This window comes from Pseudomonas sp. 6D_7.1_Bac1, assembly GCF_025465945.1.
In the GTDB taxonomy this organism is placed as follows: domain Bacteria; phylum Pseudomonadota; class Gammaproteobacteria; order Pseudomonadales; family Pseudomonadaceae; genus Aquipseudomonas.
Genome location: NZ_JANLNW010000052.1, coordinates 173780 through 193519, shown reverse-complemented (window position 1 = coordinate 193519; position 19740 = coordinate 173780). Strand labels below are relative to the sequence as shown.

Annotated in this window: 17 protein-coding genes; 9 read left to right on the top strand and 8 right to left on the bottom strand. The window is 60.0% G+C overall.

Going from position 1 to position 19740, the window contains the following annotated elements; all coding sequences use genetic code 11:
• Positions 1-18: 18 nt before the first annotated feature.
• Entirely contained in the window at positions 19-2310 is a 2292-nt protein-coding gene (bglX, locus tag NTD87_RS13925; protein ID WP_262114523.1) for a beta-glucosidase BglX, read from the top strand.
• A gap of 140 nt (positions 2311-2450) precedes the next feature.
• Here bglX and NTD87_RS13920 read toward each other — a convergent pair whose 3' ends face one another.
• The 5 genes from NTD87_RS13920 to NTD87_RS13900 form a co-directional block, all read right to left on the bottom strand.
• Positions 2451-3608 carry a phospholipase D-like domain-containing protein gene (locus NTD87_RS13920; RefSeq protein WP_262114522.1) on the bottom strand — a complete coding sequence of 386 codons (1158 nt, stop codon included), beginning with the start codon at positions 3606-3608 and terminating at the stop codon, positions 2451-2453.
• Between the two features lies 1 nt (position 3609).
• Complete coding sequence (locus tag NTD87_RS13915) at positions 3610-4200, bottom strand: YceI family protein (RefSeq protein ID WP_262114521.1); 591 nt, start codon at positions 4198-4200, stop codon at positions 3610-3612.
• 84 nt (positions 4201-4284) lie between these two features.
• On the bottom strand, positions 4285-4623 hold the full coding sequence (locus tag NTD87_RS13910) for an amidase (protein WP_262114520.1): 339 nt from the start codon (positions 4621-4623) through the stop codon (positions 4285-4287).
• Entirely contained in the window at positions 4620-5714 is a 1095-nt protein-coding gene (locus NTD87_RS13905; protein WP_262114519.1) for a serine hydrolase domain-containing protein, read from the bottom strand. Before NTD87_RS13905 ends, NTD87_RS13910 begins: the two co-directional genes overlap by 4 nt.
• 165 nt (positions 5715-5879) lie before the next feature.
• Positions 5880-6758: an acyl-CoA dehydrogenase family protein gene (locus tag NTD87_RS13900; RefSeq protein WP_262114518.1), complete on the bottom strand. Its 879-nt coding sequence runs from the start codon at positions 6756-6758 to the stop codon at positions 5880-5882.
• 140 nt (positions 6759-6898) lie between these two features.
• Between NTD87_RS13900 and olsB the strand changes: the two genes are divergently transcribed.
• A complete protein-coding gene (olsB, locus tag NTD87_RS13895) occupies positions 6899-7654 on the top strand; it encodes an L-ornithine N(alpha)-acyltransferase (protein WP_262114517.1) in 756 nt (251 codons plus the stop codon).
• Complete coding sequence (locus tag NTD87_RS13890) at positions 7654-8445, top strand: lysophospholipid acyltransferase family protein (RefSeq protein ID WP_262114516.1); 792 nt, start codon at positions 7654-7656, stop codon at positions 8443-8445. The genes olsB and NTD87_RS13890 overlap by 1 nt, the downstream gene beginning before the upstream one ends.
• Positions 8446-8558: 113 nt before the next feature.
• Here NTD87_RS13890 and NTD87_RS13885 read toward each other — a convergent pair whose 3' ends face one another.
• The gene (locus tag NTD87_RS13885; protein ID WP_262114515.1) at positions 8559-9143 is read right to left on the bottom strand and encodes an ACP phosphodiesterase; all 585 of its coding nucleotides are present in this window, start codon (positions 9141-9143) and stop codon (positions 8559-8561) included.
• Positions 9144-9312: 169 nt separating this feature from the next.
• On the opposite strand from NTD87_RS13885, the gene NTD87_RS13880 reads away from it, so the two are divergent.
• Genes NTD87_RS13880 through NTD87_RS13870 form a run of 3 tightly spaced genes read left to right on the top strand, consistent with a single transcriptional unit; the run spans position 9313 to position 11891 of the window.
• Positions 9313-9618 (top strand): ArsR/SmtB family transcription factor, encoded by a 306-nt coding sequence (locus tag NTD87_RS13880; protein ID WP_262114514.1) that lies wholly within the window; start codon positions 9313-9315, stop codon positions 9616-9618.
• 34 nt (positions 9619-9652) lie between these two features.
• Entirely contained in the window at positions 9653-10819 is a 1167-nt protein-coding gene (locus tag NTD87_RS13875) for an MFS transporter (RefSeq protein ID WP_262114513.1), read from the top strand.
• 22 nt (positions 10820-10841) lie between these two features.
• On the top strand, positions 10842-11891 hold the full coding sequence (locus NTD87_RS13870; RefSeq protein ID WP_262114512.1) for an alkene reductase: 1050 nt from the start codon (positions 10842-10844) through the stop codon (positions 11889-11891).
• A 60-nt stretch (positions 11892-11951) separates the two neighbouring features.
• Here NTD87_RS13870 and NTD87_RS13865 read toward each other — a convergent pair whose 3' ends face one another.
• Both NTD87_RS13865 and emhR read right to left on the bottom strand, forming a co-directional pair.
• On the bottom strand, positions 11952-12848 hold the full coding sequence (locus tag NTD87_RS13865; RefSeq protein ID WP_262114510.1) for a DMT family transporter: 897 nt from the start codon (positions 12846-12848) through the stop codon (positions 11952-11954).
• A 162-nt stretch (positions 12849-13010) separates the two neighbouring features.
• On the bottom strand, positions 13011-13643 hold the full coding sequence (emhR, locus tag NTD87_RS13860) for an efflux system transcriptional repressor EmhR (RefSeq protein WP_262114509.1): 633 nt from the start codon (positions 13641-13643) through the stop codon (positions 13011-13013).
• Positions 13644-13909: 266 nt separating this feature from the next.
• Here emhR and emhA point away from each other — a divergent pair, with 266 nt between their 5' ends.
• From emhA to adeC, 3 genes are read left to right on the top strand one after another with little or no spacing between them, the layout of a single operon-like run.
• Complete coding sequence (gene emhA / locus NTD87_RS13855; RefSeq protein WP_262114508.1) at positions 13910-15067, top strand: efflux RND transporter periplasmic adaptor subunit EmhA; 1158 nt, start codon at positions 13910-13912, stop codon at positions 15065-15067.
• Positions 15068-15070: 3 nt separating this feature from the next.
• Complete coding sequence (emhB, locus tag NTD87_RS13850; RefSeq protein ID WP_262114507.1) at positions 15071-18235, top strand: efflux RND transporter permease subunit EmhB; 3165 nt, start codon at positions 15071-15073, stop codon at positions 18233-18235.
• Positions 18232-19692 (top strand): AdeC/AdeK/OprM family multidrug efflux complex outer membrane factor, encoded by a 1461-nt coding sequence (gene adeC / locus NTD87_RS13845; protein WP_262114506.1) that lies wholly within the window; start codon positions 18232-18234, stop codon positions 19690-19692. Before emhB ends, adeC begins: the two co-directional genes overlap by 4 nt.
• The last annotated feature ends 48 nt before the right edge of the window (positions 19693-19740 follow it).

Below are 19740 nucleotides of genomic sequence, written 5' to 3'. Positions count from 1 at the left end.
CTTTTGAGATCACTATTCATGAAGAAGCTGTGTTTGCTGGGCCTTGCCATCGGTCTGGCCAGTCACTCGGTATGGGCCGACACAAAGTCTGCATCTATTGAAAACAAGGACGCTTTCGTCAGCAACCTGATGAAGCAGATGACCCTGGACGAAAAGATCGGCCAATTGCGCCTGATCAGCATCGGCCCGGAAATGCCTCGCGAGCTGATCCGCAAGGAAATCGCCGCTGGCAATATCGGCGGCACGTTCAACTCGATCACCCGCCCGGAAAACCGTCCGATGCAGGACGCGGCCATGCGCAGCCGGTTGAAGATCCCGATGTTCTTCGCCTATGACGTGATTCACGGCCACCGGACGATTTTCCCGATCCCGCTGGCCCTGGCCTCGAGCTGGGACATGGATGCGATTGGCCGCAGCGGGCGCATTGCCGCCAAAGAAGCCGCAGCCGACAGCCTCGACATCACCTTCGCGCCGATGGTCGACATCTCCCGCGACCCACGTTGGGGCCGCACCTCCGAAGGTTTCGGCGAAGACACCTACCTGGTCTCGCGTATCGCCAAAGTGATGGTCAAGGCCTACCAGGGCGACACCCCAAGCGCGGCTGACAGCATCATGGCCAGCGTCAAGCACTTCGCCCTGTATGGCGCGGTGGAAGGCGGTCGCGATTACAACACCGTCGACATGAGCCCGGTGAAGATGTACCAGGACTACCTGCCACCGTACCGCGCCGCCATTGATGCCGGCGCTGGCGGGGTGATGGTTGCGCTGAACTCGATCAACGGCATACCGGCCACCGCAAACATGTGGCTGATGCAGGACCTGTTGCGCAAAGAATGGGGCTTCAAGGGCCTGGCGGTCAGCGACCACGGGGCGATCTTCGAGCTGATCAAGCACGGTGTGGCCCGCGACGGTCGCGAAGCGGCGAAGCTGGCGATCAAGGCCGGCATCGACATGAGCATGAACGACACCCTGTACGGCAAGGAGTTGCCGGGGCTGCTGAAGTCCGGCGAGATCCAACAGAGTGATATCGACAACGCCGTGCGTGAAGTGCTGGGCGCCAAGTACGACATGGGCCTGTTCAAAGACCCGTACCTGCGCATCGGCAAGGCCGAGGATGACCCGGCCGACACCTACGCCGACAGCCGCCTGCACCGCGCCGAGGCCCGTGACATTGCCCGTCGCAGTATGGTGTTGCTGAAGAACCAGAATGAAACCCTGCCGCTGAAGAAAACCGCGAAAATCGTCCTGGTCGGCCCGCTGGCCAAGGCGCCGATCGACATGATGGGCAGCTGGGCTGCGGCCGGTAAACCAGACCAGTCGGTGACGCTGCTCGACGGCATGACCCGCGCCTTGGGTGATCAGGCCAAACTGACTTACGTCCGTGGCGCCAACATCACCTCGGACAAGAAAGTCCTCGATTACCTGAACTTCCTCAACTTCGATGCTCCGGAAGTGGTGAATGATCCACGCTCGGCGCAGGTCATGATCGACGAAGCGGTGAAAGCGGCGCAGCAGGCCGATGTGATCGTGGCGGCGGTGGGTGAATCGCGCGGCATGTCCCACGAGTCATCGAGCCGCACCGACCTGAACATCCCGGCCAACCAGCGCGACCTGATCAAGGCCCTGAAAGCCACCGGCAAACCGCTGGTGCTGGTGCTGATGAACGGCCGCCCGCTGACGATTCTCGACGAGAAGGAACAGGCTGACGCGATACTCGAAACCTGGTTCAGCGGCACCGAAGGCGGCAACGCGATTGCCGACGTCCTGTTCGGCGACTACAACCCGTCCGGCAAGCTGCCGATCACCATCCCGCGTTCGGTGGGGCAGATTCCGACCTACTACAACCACCTGAGCATCGGTCGCCCGTTCACCCCAGGCAAACCGGGCAACTACACCTCGCAGTATTTCGATGACACCACAGGTCCCCTGTACCCATTCGGCTACGGTCTGAGCTACACCAGCTTCAGCCTGTCGGACATGGCCCTGTCGTCGACCACACTGAACAAGACCGGCAAGATCGACGCCAGCGTGACGGTTAAAAACACCGGCAAGCGCGACGGTGAAACCGTGGTGCAGTTGTACATCCAGGACGTGGTCGGCTCGATGATCCGCCCGCTCAAAGAGCTGAAAAACTTCCAGAAGGTCATGCTCAAGGCCGGCGAACAGAAAGTCATCCACTTCACCATCGAAGAGGACGACCTGAAGTTCTACAACGCCCAACTCAAGTACGCGGCAGAACCTGGCAAGTTCAACGTGCAGATCGGTCTCGATTCCGAGGACGTGACGCAGCAGAGCTTTGAGTTGCTCTAACCCTGAAGTTACATGAAGTACCTGTGGGAGCGAGCCTGCTCGCGATGAGGCCATAACATTCAACATCTCCGTTGACTGTTATATCGCCATCGCGAGCAGGCTCGCTCCCACATTGGTTTTTGGTGTTTGGGGAATTGTGTTCACCCCCGCCGATCCAGCAGATTCACCACCAACCGATCCACCCATCCCCACACCCGCTGCTTGACCCGGCGCCACAGCGGCCGGCGTTGCCACTCCTCAAGACTGACCCTTTGACTCAGGGCAAAGTCCTTCTCGAAACTCGCCGCCACCGCCAGGGTCAGCGTCGTGTCGAGCGCTTCCAGATTGGCTTCCAGGTTGAAACGTAGAGTCCAGTGATCGAAATTGCACGAGCCGATGCTCACCCAGTCATCGATCAGGACCATCTTCAGGTGCAGGAAACACGGCTGGTATTCGAAGATCTTCACCCCGGCCTTGAGCAGACGAGGGTAATAACGATGCCCGGCGTAGCGCACGGACGGGTGATCGGTGCGCGGCCCGGTCAGCAGCAGGCGTACATCGATGCCCCGTGCGGCGGCCTTGCGCAGCGAGCGGCGGACTTTCCAGGTCGGCAAGAAATAAGGCGTGGCCAGCCAGATCCGCCGCTGGCCGCTGTTCAAGGCACGAAACAGCGATTGCAGAATGTCCCGGTGCTGCCTCGCGTCGGCATACGCTATCCGGCCCATGCCTTCGCCCATCGGCGGCACCCGTGGCAAGCGCGACAAACCGAAGTGTGAGGCGGGTTTCCAGGCACGGCGGTGGCGGTTGGCAATCCATTGGCGGTCGAACAATAGCTGCCAGTCGAGCACCAGCGGGCCGACGACTTCCACCATCACTTCATGCCACTCACTGGTGTCATGGCCGGGTGTCCAGAACTCGTCGGTGACACCCGTGCCGCCAACCACCGCCAGCGTCTGATCGACCAGCAACAGCTTGCGATGGTCACGGTAAAGATTGCGCACCCAGCGCCGCCAGCTCAACCGATTGTAGAAACGCAGCTCCACGTCAGCTTCGATCAAGCGTCGCCGCAGGCTCAGGGTGAACGCCAGACTGCCATAGTCATCAAACAGGCAACGTACGCGCACACCGCGCTCGGCCGCTTGCACCAGCGCCTGAACCATCGCCTCGGCGCAGACACCCGCCTCCACCAGGTACAGCTCCAGTTCAACCTGTTCCTGCGCATTGGCAATCGCCGCCAGCATCCGTGGAAAAAACTGCGGCCCGTCGATCAACAGCTCATAGCGATTGCCTTCACGCCAGGGAAACACCCCGCCGCTCATGTCAGCGCGCCGCGAAAATCAGCACCGCACCCACCGGCACCGACAAACTGATGGCCGACAAGCCGGCGACTTGCCGCAGGCTTTCCAGCCCTGGCTGCAGATCGAAATCCGCCGCATTGAGCACCAGCGGCTCCAGGGTCACCACTTGAAAACGTCGATCATCGAGCCGTGTCGCCAGCAACTCGGCGTTGTAATCGTGCGCTTTGCCATGAAGGTTGACGCTCAGTGGCAAACGCAGTTCGAGTTGCGCACCGGGGGCCAGGTCTTTGATCGGCCGCAGATCGATCTGCGCACTGATCAGTGCTTCAGGAAAACGTTTAATCTCGAACATCTCCTTACGCATGCGCTCATCGCGCAGCGGGACGCCACTATTGACCGACTCCAGCTCGACCTGGACTTGCGCCTGGCCTTTGGCATCGACCTTGCCATGCAGCACCAGGAAGCGCTGGACTTCGGAGATGTCGGCGTTTTTGGTGGAAATAAACGACAGACGTGAAGACTCACCGTCCAGGTACCAGTCGGCGTGGGCTGGCAAGGTACCGAACGCTAATGGCAGCAAGGCCAGGGTGGTGCAGCAAAACCGCTTGAACATAGACACTCATGGGCAAGTAAACCTGAGCCGAACCTTAGCCTGAGTGAACGTACTTGCAAACCGCACGGGTAAAATGAACACAGCCTACGGAGGTGTCTGCGATATCAACCGACAACCCTGTCGGGCACCGAGCCATGCGGCGGTATTGCTGCGTCCCATGCCGCTGGCCGTCACACGCTTGTTGGGGGCGTCATCGAGAAAACCACTGACGGGCACGTACTGCTTCACATAGCCCTGGCAATAGTCCGCCGGGTTGTTCTCGACATAACGACACGAGCAATACTCCTTGGCGGTGTAGGCGCTGATGATGTCCGGGAAAGCCCTCAACGCCACCCGCTCCTGCCAGATCCAGCCAAGCAGCACGACGATCAACAACAGCAACACGCTGAGCCGTGGTCGACGGTGAATAAAACCGAGATTCATGGCTGCACCTTCTGCGCGAAGGCCACCAGCGCAAGCCTGAGCAATTCGTTGTGCCGGTAACTGCCGTCACGATCATCGCCATAGCGCACGATCACCAGATTTTCGCTGGGCACCACGTACAGCGCCTGCCCCCAATGGCCGAGTGCGGCGAAGGTGTCATCAGGTGCGTCCTCCCAGGGTCTCTCCGCGCCATCGACCGCACGATTGAGCCACCAATGGCCCCCGGGAACAGCCTCATCCTGATTGGCTTTGAAGCGAATGAACGGTTGGCGATTGAACGCGACCCAGTCCTTTGGCAGCAACTGCCGGTTACCCCAGCGACCATCGCGCTGCATCAGCAGGCCGATTCGCGCCAGATCGCGAGCTGTCATGTAGGTATAGGAGGAGGCAACAAACGTCCCCGTGGCATCGGTCTCCCACACTGCACTGCGAATGCCCAAGGGACCGAACAACGCGGTCCATGGGTAGTCGGCGTAGCGCTTCGCACCGACCATGGTCCTTAGTGTTGCGGACAACAGATTGCTGTCACCGCTGGAATAACGAAACGCCTCGCCCGGTGCGCTGAACTCGCCATGGGCGGCGGCAAATGCCGCTATGTCCGGGCGGCCATGGGTGTAGAGCATCGCCACCACCGAAGAATTCAGCGGTGCATATTCATAACTTTCCTGCCAGTCCAACCCCGAGCCCCAGTGCAGCAGGTCAACCATGGAAACCTGCGGATGGCTCTGCATGGGTGGGTAAAACTTCGCCGCCGAGTCCGGCAATTTGAACAACCCTTCGCCGTAGGCGACGCCAAGCACTGTAGCCATCAGGCTTTTGCTGACGGACCAAGTCAGGTGCGGTGTATCGGCAGTCGTGGGGCCGGCGTAGCGTTCGTAGATCAACTGCCCGTCACGAATCACCAACAAGGCATCGGTGCGAACGCCTTTACGGCTAACGTCGTCACGCGGTGCAAAGGCGTAATCCTCCAAGGCCAGAAGCGCCGGGCCACTGATCTTCGGCCCTGGTGACCATTGCTCGGCCGGCCAGTTTTCTGCCAGAACAGGAAGGCTGATCAGCAACATGAACAACAGAGGCAGGCGCTTGAACACGGCAGACACTCATGGGGATTAACCTTCTGAGCGTAGTCGAGATAAATGACAGTTCGAAAAATGCGGCGTCAGTAAGACCGTCATCGCGAGCAGGCTCGCTCCCACAGGAGAGGGGTGAACGACGCAGTTCCAATGTGGGAGCGAGCCTGCTCGCGATGAGGCCCATCAATACACCGCCAATGCCTTGGCCAACCGCTTGGCCCGCGCCCCCGCCGCCAGCTCCAGCACCGCCTGATCGCGCTTCCACAATGCCGCCCAATGCGACGGCCCGTCGGCAAAGGTTTCATTGAGCGCAGTCTTGAGCCCATCAAACTGCGCAAACAGACCGCCCAGCAACACATGCCCGGCGCTGCTGTTCGGGGGTTGGCGGCTGGCTTCCGCACACCCGGCCAACAGCGCCAGCAATTGCAGTTGCAGACTTTGCGACCAGCCGTTGTCTTGACCGACACCGTACAACCAGGCACTCATGGCGCTGAGTACATAAATGTCTTCAAGGGTGCGGAACGGTTTGACGTACGCGTCCCAGCCATCTCCGGCGAGCAATTCACACAACGCGTTATCGAGATACAGACGGCCGTGGCTGATGTCCGGCATCAAAGGGATTGCCGGAAGTTTTTCAACCCGAACACCCGGTTCGCCGGGGTACACCACCGCCAGACTCAAACGCGGCGACTCGCCCTCCTCCTCGCTACGCGCGGCGATCAGCAGCCAGTCCGCCGCATCGCCAGCGGTGACGAAATCCTTGCGTCCGCTCAAACGCAGATCTTTGAGGCGGGTTTGCATGTCCGCCGGGCGCAGGCTGCGCTGTTCGGTCGCACACAACGCCCCCAGACTCTGCGGTGCGCTGGGCCACAACATACGCAGCGCTGCCTGGTAACCCACCAGAAAAGCCAACCCCGGCGTTGCCATCATCCGCCCGCCGCGCACCGCCAACTCGAACGGCGTCACGGCGCCCAACACATGCAGCAACGTCGCATAACCCTCCGCCAGATCAGGGTTTTCGGGTTGACGCTGGTTGCAGTTCAACAAGGCTTGCCAAGGCATAAATGGATCCTCAAGGGCTGTCACACAAGCATCACCAAAGCTTCATGGCGATGACACCGGGGCTACATAGCCTGACTTTGCACAACAAAGTCGATCGACTGCAACCCAAGACGGGTGAGCAGCCCGTACGGAGATTCGCAATGACTCAGATCGCCCGCATCAGCGACACCGGCAATGAACGCCGCCTGCAAGCCGAACGCCTGGTCGGCGCCGAGGCTTTGCAGGAAGCCCAGGCCCTGCGCTTCAACGTTTTCAGCGGCGAGTTCAACGCCAAGCTCAAGGGTGCAGAGTTGGGTCTGGACATGGATGACTATGATGTTCACTGCGCACACATTGGTGTGCGCGATTTGAACAGCGGACGCCTGGTAGCGACCACACGCTTGCTCGACCACCAGGCCGCCAGCAGCCTGGGGCGCTTTTACAGCGAAGAAGAATTCAGCCTGCACGGCCTGGTGCATTTGCAAGGACCGATCCTGGAGATCGGTCGCACCTGCGTCGACCCGGCCTACCGCAATGGCGGCACCATTGCCGTGCTCTGGGGCGAACTGGCCGAAGTGCTCAACCAGGGCGGTTACAGCTACCTGATGGGTTGCGCGAGCATCCCGATGCAGGATGGCGGGATTCAGGCCCAGGCGATCATGCAGCGCCTGCGTGAACGTTATCTGAGCACCGAGCACCTGCGCGCCGAACCGAAGAAGCCGCTGCCGGCCCTCGACATCCCGTCCAACGTGATCGCGGAAATGCCGCCACTGCTCAAGGCCTACATGCGTCTGGGTGCAAAGATCTGTGGCGAGCCGTGCTGGGATGAAGATTTCCAGGTCGCCGACGTGTTCATCCTGCTCAAGCGCGACGAGCTGTGCCCGCGTTACGCCAAGCACTTCAAGGCGGCCGTGTAATGCGCCGGCTGCGGGTGTACGCGCGGATCGCGCGAGTGCTACTGGTGGTCGCGCTGGGCTTGAGCATGGCCAGCGTGTTCGGGCTGTTCGAGCGCATGGGCGTTGCCAACTCGATGGTTCGGCGCCAACGCTGGTCGCGTTTTTTCATGACCCGGCTGAGCAATGCCCTGCCCTTTCGCGTGACAGTGCACGGTGAGTTGCCGCAACAATCAATGCTCTGGGTCAGCAACCATGTGTCCTGGACCGACATCCCGCTGCTGGGCATGCTCACGCCATTATCCTTCCTGTCCAAGGCCGAAGTGCGCACCTGGCCAGTCGCCGGTTGGCTGGCGGCCAAGGCCGGCAGCCTGTTCATCCGTCGTGGTTCGGGTGACAGCCAGTTGATCCGCAAGCAGATGAGCCGCCACCTGGAGCAACAACATCCGCTGCTGATGTTTCCGGAAGGCACCACCACCGATGGCCGCTCGTTGCGCACCTTTCACGGTCGCTTGCTGTCCGCTGCCATTGATGCGGACGTGGCGCTGCAACCGGTGGCCGTTCGTTACCTGCGCGATGGTCAGATTGACCCGCTCGCGCCGTTTATTGGTGATGACGATCTGCTCTCGCACCTGATGCGCTTGTTCGCTAACGATCAGGGCGACGTCGAAATCCATCTGCTCAAACCGATTGCCTGCCAAGGCCAGGAACGTGCGGCGCTGGCTTTTGCGGCGCAGCAGGCGGTGCAGAAAGCGTTGTTCGGGACGTTGCCAGAAACACGGCCAGCTCCGTTACGTCCAGCGATTGCGGCTTAACATCACTCTCCTGTGGGAGCGAGCCTGCTCGCGATAGCGGTTTGTCAGTCACCTACTGTTGACTGTCAGGCCCTCATCGCGAGCAGACGGAACGCCGCCCGGCTGCTCCCACATTAGATTTGCGTAGTCAGATGGTCATGCGCGAACCGTTGCAACTCCGGATAGAACAACCGAAAGTCATCACTCAACGGTTCATACAACCGCTCCAGCTCCTGCATCGCCGCAGCCAGTTCTTCAGGCCGTGACAGGCGCCGTGAAATCCCCCGCAGTACCTGATCCAGCACCGCAAATTCCCGATAAGAACCGAGCCAGTCATTCGCTGCCATATGCGGGGCAATCTGCGCCAGCCGCCCTGGCAACTGCGGTTCGGCAGCCAGCACCCGGTACACATCCGAAGTGAAACGCGAAAGCGGCAGGTCGGCATACAACGCCCAGTCCCGCGCCAGGCAATGGTCGAAAAACACATCCAGCACGATGCCGGCATACCGCCGTCGCATCAGCGTAAACCGCGACAACGCCACATCGACCAACGGATGGCGATCGGTAAACACGTCGATGCTGCGATGCAACTGAATGGCCGCTTCGATCTCCGGATTGAACTGCCCTTGCAGCCGACCTTTGACGAAATCGCCATACAAACTGCCGAGCAATTGATCGGGGCGCTGGCCACCGAGGTGAAGATGTGCGAGATAGTTCATGGGCGCAGCTTAGCACTGCCCCCTTGTATTTTTACAATCAACATATCGTTATAACTCGATATATCGATTCAGGCTGACCTCAGACCAAAATCATATTTGTATATCGCGAAATAACGATTTAAAGTTCGCTTCATCGCGATATAACGTTTTACCCAACCCGAGCACTGCCATGTCCACCATTGACCTCGACGAAATAATAAAAGCCCTGGCACACCCGGTACGGCGAGAAATCCTGCACTGGCTCAAAGACCCGACCGTCGAATTCCCCGACCAGTCCCACAGCAACGAGCACGGCGTCTGCGCAGGGCAGATCGATCAACGTTGCGGTTTGTCGCAGTCCACTGTTTCCGCCCATCTGGCGACCCTGCAACGCGCCGGCTTGGTCAGCAGCCGTAAAGTCGGCCAGTGGCATTTTTTCAAACGCAACGAGGAAACCATTCAGGAGTTCCTCCGCACATTCAGCAAAGAGCTCTGACCCTTTACGTCAGTACGCCGATAAGGAATCAACAATGCCCCTCTCGCTCCTCATCCTGGCCTTGAGCGCCTTTGCCATCGGCACCACCGAGTTCGTCATCATGGGCTTGCTGCCCGACGTGGCAACCGACCTCGGTGTGTCGATCCCCGGCGCTGGCTGGCTGGTGACCGGCTACGCCCTGGGCGTTGCCGTCGGTGCGCCGTTCATGGCAATGGCCACCGCCAAATTGCCACGCAAGGCTGCACTGGTCGCGTTGATGGGCATTTTCATTGTCGGCAACCTGCTCTGCGCCATGGCCAGTGATTACGACGTGCTGATGTTCGCCCGTGTCGTCACCGCCCTGTGCCACGGCGCGTTCTTCGGAATCGGCTCAGTGGTGGCGGCAGGTTTGGTGCCGGCCAACAAACGTGCTTCGGCCGTCGCGCTGATGTTCACCGGCCTGACCCTGGCCAACGTGCTTGGCGTACCGCTGGGCACTGCGTTGGGTCAGGAAGCCGGCTGGCGTTCGACCTTCTGGGCAGTGACCGTGATCGGCGTGATCGCGCTGATCGGTCTGATCCGCTTCCTGCCGGCCAAACGTGACGAAGAAAAACTCGACATGCGCGCCGAACTGGCGGCCCTCAAAGGCGCCGGGATCTGGCTGTCGCTAAGCATGACCGTACTGTTCTCCGCGTCCATGTTCACCCTTTTCACCTACGTCGCACCGCTGCTGGGCGACGTCACCGGGGTTTCGCCCAACGGCGTGACCTGGACTCTGCTGCTGATCGGTCTCGGCCTGACGGCAGGCAACATCATCGGCGGCAAACTGGCGGACAAGCGCCTGGCTGCCACGTTGATTGGTGTGTTCATTTCCATGGCCGTGGTCTCGACCGCGCTGAGCTGGACCAGCGTCGCCGTAATTGCGACCGAAATCACGCTGTTCCTTTGGGCCACCGCCGCCTTCGCCGCCGTACCGGCGCTGCAAGTCAACGTGGTGACCTTCGGCAAAGCCGCGCCCAACCTGGTGTCGACCCTGAACATTGGCGCTTTCAATCTTGGCAACGCCTTGGGTGCCTGGGTCGGCGGCAGCGTGATCGCTCACGGTTTCGGCCTGACCAGCGTGCCCCTTGCGGCCGCTGCGCTGGCGATCCTGGCGCTGCTGGTAACCCTGATTACTTTCCGTCAGAGCGGCAATGCCGAGCTGGCTCCTGCTACTAACTGATCACTAACGAGGGTTGTATCTCATGACGACTATTTTCGATCCGATCAAACTGGGCGACCTGCAACTGGCGAACCGCATCATCATGGCGCCGCTGACCCGCTGCCGTGCCGACGAAGGCCGTGTGCCCAACGCACTGATGGCTGAGTACTACGTGCAGCGCGCCTCTGCCGGCCTGATCCTCAGCGAAGCCACATCGGTCACGCCGATGGGTGTCGGCTACCCGGACACCCCGGGCATCTGGTCGAACGATCAGGTGCGTGGCTGGAGCAACGTGACCAAAGCGGTCCACGGTGCCGGCGGCAAGATCGTCCTGCAACTGTGGCACGTTGGCCGGGTTTCCCACCCGTCCTACCTGAACGGCGAAGCACCGGTTGCACCGAGCGCCATTGCGCCAAAAGGCCATGTCAGCCTGGTTCGCCCATTGGCCGACTACCCAACACCGCGCGCCCTGGAAACCGCTGAAATCGCCGACATCGTCGACGCCTACCGCGTCGGTGCGGAAAACGCCAAAGCCGCCGGTTTCGACGGCGTGGAAATCCACGGCGCCAACGGCTACCTGCTCGACCAGTTCCTGCAAAGCAGCACCAACCAGCGCACGGACAACTACGGCGGCTCCCTGGAAAACCGTGCTCGCCTGTTGCTTGAAGTGACCGACGCAGCCATCGAAGTCTGGGGCGCAGGTCGCGTCGGTATGCACCTGGCACCACGGGCCGACTCTCATGACATGGGTGACGACAATCTGTCCGAGACCTTCACCTACGTCGCTCGCGAACTGGGCAAACGCGGCATCGCGTTCATTTGCTCGCGCGAGAAAGAAGCCGGCGACAGCCTCGGCCCACAACTCAAGGAAGCCTTCGGCGGCCCGTACATCGCCAACGAACGCTTCACCAAGGACAGCGCCAATGCCTGGCTCGCCAGCGGCAAGGCCGATGCGGTCGCCTTCGGCGTACCGTTCATTGCCAACCCGGACCTACCGGCGCGCCTGAAAGCCGATGCGCCGCTCAACGACGCACGTCCTGAACTGTTCTATGCAAAAGGTCCGGTCGGTTACATCGACTATCCGATGCTGTAAGTAAATCGCGTTAAAAACAAAAGCCCCGACTCTCGCGAGTCGGGGCTTTTTGTTTTGTGATCATTCCCGGGCTAACGCTTGCGCTGCCCCCCACGCCACCGCCAGACCGCTCAGGCAAATGACGGTGATCCCGGCAATTGCAATGCTGTCCGGCGTATGGCCGAAGATCAGGTAGCCGTACATCCCGGCGAACAGAACCTGCCCATAGCTGAACGGTGCCAACATCGCCGGTGGTGCGTGGCGGTACGCCTGGGTCAGCAGCAAATGGCCGAACATGCCACAAGTGCCCAGACCGATCATGAACGCAGCATGAGTCAATGTTGGCGTGCTCCAGAAAAATGGCAGCAACGCACTCATGATCAAACTGTTGAGAATACCGGTGAGGAAGTTGCTGGTGGTCGGGCTGTCGATGCTGCTGAGTTTGCGGGTCAGCAACTGATAGAACCCGAAACACAACGCCGAGCACATCGGCAGCAACATCGCCGGGGTGAACAACGCTCCACCCGGGCGCACCACAATCAGCACCCCGACGAAACCGGCGAGCACCGCCAGCCATTGGTTACGAGTGACCTGCTCACCCAGCAACGGCACCGACAGCGCGGTCACTAACAAGGGGGCGAGAAAGGTCACGGCCGTGGCTTCAGCCAACGGGATGTAGCGCAACCCGGTGGTAAAAAACAGGCTGGTGCCGATCAGGCACAACGCACGAAGCAATTGCAGCCCCGGACGCCTGGTACGCACCACCGCGGAAAGACCGCTGCGCGGCACGAAGATCACCAGCATCAGCAGCGTATGCACCACGTAACGGGCCCAGACCACCATGACGATGGGGTAAAAACCCGACAGGTACTTGGACAGCGTGTCATGACTGGCAAACAGCAATACCGCCAGACAAATCAGCGCAATGCCTTTGATGGGCTGTTCCGTGCCTTTGAAAATCGGGTGACTCGCACTCATTCACAAACCCGCAACAAATTCCCTACAAAATACGTAGCTCGCTATCTATCAACTTGGCGTGCATGCGTATATAAAAGCACCCGGTCATAACAAGGCGAACGAAGACAGGATCTTCGCTTGCCTTAAGTATTGACACAACTGGACTCAATTACGCATGTTGTCTTAATGACGCAGGCTGGGGCTCAAGCGCAGCATGTCCAGACCCGTGCCGACCAACCGCTCGGCTTCAGTGTGTAGCTCGAAGCTGTCGGGGGCCAGCAACCATTGGTACAGGATGCCGTCGATATAGGCGTGAATGCTGATAGCTGCACGGGCTGTGTCGAGATTCTCCGGCAACTGGCCCCGTTTCACCGCATTACCCAACGCCAGTTCGATACGCGCATTGCAATCCAGACTGACCGTGCGGCGCTGCTGGCGCAGATCACACATTTCATCAGTGAATTCGCACTTGTGAAACAGAATCTCATTGATGCGTCGGGTCTTCGGGTCCAGGGCAACTTGATGAAACAAATGAATCAGCAGCTTGCGCATGCATCCCAGCGGATCCTCTTCGTCTTCACTTTCGCTCGCCCTGGCCATCTCATCCAGCGGCTCATGCAAGCTGTCGAGCATGGCCTGAACCAGATCCGCCTTGTTGCTGAAATGCCAGTAGATGGCCCCACGCGTAACACCGGCCAGGGTGGCGATATCCGCCAGCGTCGTGCGCGCCACGCCCCGCTCGTAAAAGGCTTTCTCTGCTGCTTCGAGTATCTGGCTTCGGGTTTCTTGTGCTTCCTCTTTGGTGCGACGGACCATGGCAATAAAACCTCAATCAGAAATACTTCAGCGATGTCTGTACACCGTCTGAACAAATGTGGGGCGAGCTTTCTGGGGCCTCGTCCCCGGCTTACAATTCATACCTTGCATCGACTTTTGTAACCGGGTGGTTACTCAGCCAAGCTATTTACAAACAACCATGAACGTAAGTATATTCCTTAGCAAGCTACTTATCCACTCAGCGCAGTTTTTTTACCTTTCCACATTTCTAGTGCGCATCGTGCGCGCCTGACCCGAGGATCTTCATGCAATTCAAGCCAGCTGTTACCGCTCTGGTTACTGCCGTCGCCCTGGCATCACTGCTCAGCGGATGTAAAAAGGAAGAGGCGGCCCCTGCCGCTCCAGCCCCTCAGGTCGGCGTCGTAACCCTGCAACCTCAAGCCTTTACCCTGACTTCCGAGCTGCCGGGCCGCACAACGGCCTACCGCATCGCGGAAGTTCGCCCACAGGTCAACGGCATCATTCTCAAGCGCCTGTTCAAAGAAGGTGGTGAAGTCAAGGAAGGCCAGCAGCTTTACCAGATCGATCCTTCGGTCTATGAAGCCACGCTCAATAGTGCGCAAGCCAACCTGCAATCGACCAAGTCGATTTCCGATCGCTACAAACAACTGGTCAACGAGCAAGCCGTAAGCCGTCAGGAATACGACACGGCCGTGGCCAACCGGTTGCAATCGGAAGCTGCCCTGAAAAGCGCGCAGATCAATGTGCGCTACACCAAGGTTTACGCGCCGATTTCCGGTCGCATCGGTCGCTCTTCGGTCACCGAAGGCGCACTGGTCAACAATGGCCAGGCCGACGCCATGGCCGTGATCCAGCAACTGGACCCGATCTACGTCGACGTCACCCAGTCCTCGGTCGAGCTGCTTGAACTGCGCCGCGAACTGGAAAGCGGTCGCCTGCAAAAGGCTGGCGAGAACGCCGCCATGGTCAAACTGACCCTCGAAGACGGCAGCCAGTACAAGCAACAGGGCAAGCTTGAGTTCTCCGAAGTGTCGGTCGACCAGACCACCGGTTCCGTGACCTTGCGCGCAGTGTTCCCCAACCCTGAGCACACCTTGCTGCCGGGCATGTTCGTTCATGCACAGCTGCAGGCCGGTGTGAACGCCGCCGCGATTCTCGCCCCGCAACAAGGCGTGACCCGTGACCTCAAAGGTACGCCGACCGCTCTGGTGGTCGGTGCGGACAACAAGGTCGAACTGCGTCAGCTCAAGGCCAGCCGCACCGTTGGCAACCAATGGCTGATTGAAGACGGCCTCAAGGCCGGCGATCGCCTGATTACCGAAGGTCTGCAGTTCGTCAAACCGGGCGTTGAAGTCAAAGTCAGCGACGCTACTAACGTAGCCGCGAAAAACCCGGCCCCTGCGCAGGCAACAAACAAAGTAGCGGGCGGCAAAGGGGAGTAAACCATGTCGAAATTTTTTATCGACCGTCCGATTTTCGCCTGGGTAATTGCCCTGGTGATCATGTTGGTCGGGGCTCTATCGATCCTCAAATTGCCCATCAACCAGTACCCGAGCATCGCCCCGCCGGCGATCGCTATCTCCGTCACCTATCCAGGTGCTTCTGCACAAACCGTGCAGGACACCGTGGTGCAGGTGATCGAGCAGCAGCTCAACGGTATCGATAACCTGCGTTATGTATCCTCGGAAAGTAACTCCGACGGCAGCATGACCATTACCGCGACCTTCGAGCAGGGCACCAGCTCCGACACCGCGCAGGTTCAGGTCCAGAACAAACTGAACCTGGCCACCCCGCTGCTGCCGCAAGAAGTGCAGCAACAGGGTATCCGCGTGACCAAGTCCGTGAAAAACTTCCTGATGGTCATCGGCGTGGTCTCGCGTGACGGCAGCATGACCAAGGACGACCTGTCCAACTACATCGTTTCGAACATGCAGGACCCGATCTCGCGCACGGCCGGTGTCGGTGACTTCCAGGTGTTCGGTGCCCAGTACGCCATGCGTATCTGGCTCGACCCGGCCAAGTTGAACAACTTCAACCTGACCCCGGTCGATGTCAAAGCCGCCATTGCTGCACAAAATATTCAGGTCTCCTCGGGTCAACTCGGCGGCCTGCCCGCCCTGGCTGGTACGCAGCTGAACGCCACGATTATCGGCAAAACCCGCTTGCAGACGGCCGAGCAGTTCAAGGAAATCCTGCTTCGAGTCAACAAGGACGGCTCGCAGGTTCGCCTGAAAGACGTCGCCGATGTTGGCCTGGGTGGAGAGAACTACAGCATCAGCGCTCAGTTCAACGGCAGCCCGGCGTCCGGTCTTGCGGTAAAACTGGCCAACGGTGCCAACGCCCTCGACACCGCCAAAGCCCTGCGCAAGACCATCAACGACCTCAAGCCATTCTTCCCGGAAGGGATGGAAGTGGTGTTCCCGTACGACACCACGCCAGTGGTGACCGAGTCGATCAAGGGCGTGGTTGAAACCCTGGTCGAAGCGATCGTGCTGGTGTTCCTGGTGATGTTCCTGTTCCTGCAAAACTTCCGCGCCACAGTCATCACCACCATGACCGTGCCGGTGGTTCTGCTGGGTACGTTCGGGATCCTCGCGGCGTTCGGTTTCAGCATCAACACCCTGACCATGTTCGGTATGGTGCTCGCCATCGGCTTGCTGGTGGACGATGCCATCGTCGTGGTGGAAAACGTCGAACGGGTGATGAGCGAAGAAGGACTGTCGCCCAAGGAAGCCACCAAGAAATCCATGGGCCAGATCCAGGGTGCGCTGGTCGGTATCGCTCTGGTTCTGTCGGCGGTACTGCTGCCGATGGCGTTCTTCAGCGGTTCGACCGGGGTGATCTACAAGCAGTTCTCCATCACCATCGTTTCGGCCATGGCGCTGTCGGTCATGGTCGCCTTGATCTTCACCCCCGCGCTCTGCGCCACCATGCTCAAGGCGATTCCGAAAGGCGAGCACGGCGTTCCGAAACGCGGCTTCTTCGGCTGGTTCAACCGCAACTTCGACCGTAGCGTCAAAAGCTACGAGCGCGGTGTCGGCAACATACTCAAGCACAAGGCGCCGTACCTGCTGGCCTACGTCATCATCGTGGTCGGCATGATCTGGCTGTTCACCCGTATCCCAACGGCGTTCCTTCCGGAAGAAGACCAGGGCGTACTGTTTGCCCAGGTCCAGACCCCGGCAGGCTCCAGCGCTCAGCGTACGCAAGTGGTCGTGGACGAGATGCGCGAATTCCTGCTGCGCCCCGGCAAGGATGGCGGTGAAGGTGATGCGGTGGCCTCGGTGTTTACCGTGAACGGCTTCAACTTCGCAGGCCGTGGCCAGAGCTCGGGCCTGGCGTTCATCATGCTCAAGCCATGGGACCAACGGAACGCCGACAATAGCGTGTTCAATGTGGCTGCCCGTGCCCAACGGCACTTCTTCACCTTCCGTGACGCCATGGTGTTCGCGTTCGCGCCACCAGCGGTACTGGAACTGGGTAACGCCACCGGTTTCGACGTGTTCCTGCAGGACCGCGCCGGCATCGGTCACGACAAGTTGATGGCCGCACGTAACCAGTTCCTCGGCATGGCGGCGCAGAGCAAGGTGCTGTCGCAGGTGCGTCCGAACGGCCTGAACGATGAACCCCAATACCAGCTGGAAATCGATGATGAAAAGGCCAGTGCGCTGGGCATCACGATGACCGACATCAACAACACCCTGTCGATCGCGTTGGGCAGTAGCTATGTCAACGACTTCATCGACCGTGGTCGAGTGAAAAAGGTTTACGTACAAGGCCAGCCGGGTGCTCGTATGAGCCCTGAAGACCTGAAGAAATGGTACGTACGCAACAGCCAGGGCACCATGGTTCCGTTCTCCGCATTCGCCAGGGGCGAGTGGGTCTACGGCTCGCCGAAGCTGGCGCGTTACAACGGCGTAGAGGCGATGGAAATCCTCGGTGCCCCGGCGCCTGGTTACAGTACCGGTGAGGCCATGGCCGAAGTCGAAGCCCTGGCCCAGAAACTTCCGGCCGGTGTCGGTATTTCCTGGACCGGTCTGTCGTATGAGGAGCGTCTGTCCGGCTCGCAAGCACCTGCGCTGTACGCATTGTCGTTGCTGATGGTCTTCCTCTGCCTGGCAGCGCTGTACGAAAGCTGGTCGATTCCGATTGCGGTGATGTTGGTGGTGCCGCTGGGGATCATCGGTGCCCTGCTCGCCACCAGCCTGCGTGGTCTGTCCAACGACGTGTACTTCCAGGTGGGCCTGTTGACGACCATCGGTCTGGCATCGAAAAACGCCATTCTGATCGTCGAGTTCGCCAAGGCGCTGCATGAACAGGGACACAGCCTGACGGAGGCAGCCATCGAAGCCTGCCGGATGCGTCTGCGACCGATCATCATGACCTCGCTGGCCTTCGTCCTCGGTGTGGTACCACTGGCCATCTCCACCGGCGCAGGTTCGGGTAGCCAGCATGCGATCGGTACCGGGGTAATCGGCGGTATGCTGACGGCCACGGTTCTGGCGATCTTCTGGGTCCCACTGTTCTTTGTCACCGTGTCGTCGATGGGTCAACGCAAAACTGCGGACCAGGACGACGCTATTGTAACTCCTCAAGAGGCTGGCCAATGAGCAAGTCGCTACTCTCCCTAGCCATCGCCGCGTTCGTGCTCGGTGGCTGCTCGCTGATACCGGATTATCAGCAGCCTGCAGCGCCGATTGCGCCGCAATACCCACAAGGTCCAGCGTACTCGCCGGCCCAGGCCGCGAGCCAGGCCGCCGCCGAACAAGGCTGGAAGCAGTTTTTCCATGACCCGGCGCTGCAGCAGCTGATCCAGACCGCTCTGGAAAACAACCGCGACCTGCGTGTCGCGGCGCTGAACATCGACGCCTTTGCGGCTCAATACCGCATCTCGCGCGCCGACCTGTTCCCGGCCGTCTCGGCGACCGGCAGCAGCAGCCGTCAGCGGGTTCCTGCACGCTTGTCGCAAACAGGCCAGGAAACCATCACCAGCACCTACTCGGCTACTGTGGGCGTCAGCGCGTATGAACTCGACCTGTTTGGTCGTGTTCGCAGCCTGAACGAACAAGCGCTGCAATCGTACTTCGCCACTGAAGAAGCACGCCGCAGCACCCAGATCAGCCTGGTGGCCAGCGTGGCCAATGCCTACCTGACCTGGCAGGCCGACAAGGAACTGCTGAAACTGTCCCAGGACACCCTGGCCACCTTCGAAGAAAGCTACCGGCTCACCGCCCGTAGCAACGAAGTCGGCGTGGCCTCGGCGCTGGACCTGAGCCAGTCGCGTACGGCCGTGGAGACCGCCCGGGTACAACAGGCGAGATACACGCGCCTGGTTGCCCAGGATGAAAACGGCCTGGCGCTGCTGTTGGGCACCGGTGTGCCGGCCAACCTGGCAACCGGCCAACCGTTGTCGGACGACCTGCTCAGCGATGTGCCGGCCGGTCTGCCTTCCGACCTGCTGCAACGTCGCCCGGACATCCTTGAAGCCGAACACAAGCTCAAGGCCGCCAACGCCAACATCGGCGCGGCACGGGCAGCGTTCTTCCCGAGCATCAGCCTCACCGCCAATGCCGGCACCCTGAGCCCGGACCTCTCCGGTCTGTTCAAGGGGGGGTCGGGAACCTGGCTGTTCCAGCCACAAATCAACCTGCCGATCTTCAATGCCGGCGCCCTGAGCGCCAGCCTGGATTACTCGAAAATCCAGAAAGACATCACCATCGCGCAGTACGAGAAGTCGATTCAGACCGCCTTCCAGGAAGTCTCCGACGGCCTCGCCGCACGCCTGACCTTCAACGAACAGTTGCAGGCCCAGCGTGATCTGGTTGCCGCCAACCAGAATTACTACCGCCTGGCCGAGCGTCGCTACCGCATCGGTGTCGACAGCAACCTGACCTTCCTCGACGCCCAGCGTCAGTTGTTCAGCGCGCAGCAATCACTGATCACCGACCGCCTGTCGCAACTGGTCAGCGAAGTGAACCTGTACAAGGCACTGGGTGGCGGCTGGAACGCGCAGACCGCGAAGAACGAGCCGGTTAAAGAAGAAGCACCGAAGCTGAAGATGTTCTGATAACAATGTTCTAACAACACCCGCAAAAACGAAGCCCACCATTTGGTG

What these genes read in the sequence shown, in the direction of transcription:
- bglX (WP_262114523.1), top strand. Translation starts at nt 19, where the DNA reads ATGAAGAAGCTGTGTTTGCTGGGCCTTGCCATCGGTCTGGCCAGTCAC.
- NTD87_RS13920 (WP_262114522.1), bottom strand. Translation starts at nt 3,608, where the DNA reads ATGAGCGGCGGGGTGTTTCCCTGGCGTGAAGGCAATCGCTATGAGCTG.
- NTD87_RS13915 (WP_262114521.1), bottom strand. Translation starts at nt 4,200, where the DNA reads ATGTTCAAGCGGTTTTGCTGCACCACCCTGGCCTTGCTGCCATTAGCG.
- NTD87_RS13910 (WP_262114520.1), bottom strand. Translation starts at nt 4,623, where the DNA reads ATGAATCTCGGTTTTATTCACCGTCGACCACGGCTCAGCGTGTTGCTG.
- NTD87_RS13900 (WP_262114518.1), bottom strand. Translation starts at nt 6,758, where the DNA reads ATGCCTTGGCAAGCCTTGTTGAACTGCAACCAGCGTCAACCCGAAAAC.
- olsB (WP_262114517.1), top strand. Translation starts at nt 6,899, where the DNA reads ATGACTCAGATCGCCCGCATCAGCGACACCGGCAATGAACGCCGCCTG.
- NTD87_RS13890 (WP_262114516.1), top strand. Translation starts at nt 7,654, where the DNA reads ATGCGCCGGCTGCGGGTGTACGCGCGGATCGCGCGAGTGCTACTGGTG.
- NTD87_RS13885 (WP_262114515.1), bottom strand. Translation starts at nt 9,143, where the DNA reads ATGAACTATCTCGCACATCTTCACCTCGGTGGCCAGCGCCCCGATCAA.
- NTD87_RS13880 (WP_262114514.1), top strand. Translation starts at nt 9,313, where the DNA reads ATGTCCACCATTGACCTCGACGAAATAATAAAAGCCCTGGCACACCCG.
- NTD87_RS13875 (WP_262114513.1), top strand. Translation starts at nt 9,653, where the DNA reads ATGCCCCTCTCGCTCCTCATCCTGGCCTTGAGCGCCTTTGCCATCGGC.
- NTD87_RS13870 (WP_262114512.1), top strand. Translation starts at nt 10,842, where the DNA reads ATGACGACTATTTTCGATCCGATCAAACTGGGCGACCTGCAACTGGCG.
- NTD87_RS13865 (WP_262114510.1), bottom strand. Translation starts at nt 12,848, where the DNA reads ATGAGTGCGAGTCACCCGATTTTCAAAGGCACGGAACAGCCCATCAAA.
- emhR (WP_262114509.1), bottom strand. Translation starts at nt 13,643, where the DNA reads ATGGTCCGTCGCACCAAAGAGGAAGCACAAGAAACCCGAAGCCAGATA.
- emhA (WP_262114508.1), top strand. Translation starts at nt 13,910, where the DNA reads ATGCAATTCAAGCCAGCTGTTACCGCTCTGGTTACTGCCGTCGCCCTG.
- emhB (WP_262114507.1), top strand. Translation starts at nt 15,071, where the DNA reads ATGTCGAAATTTTTTATCGACCGTCCGATTTTCGCCTGGGTAATTGCC.
- adeC (WP_262114506.1), top strand. Translation starts at nt 18,232, where the DNA reads ATGAGCAAGTCGCTACTCTCCCTAGCCATCGCCGCGTTCGTGCTCGGT.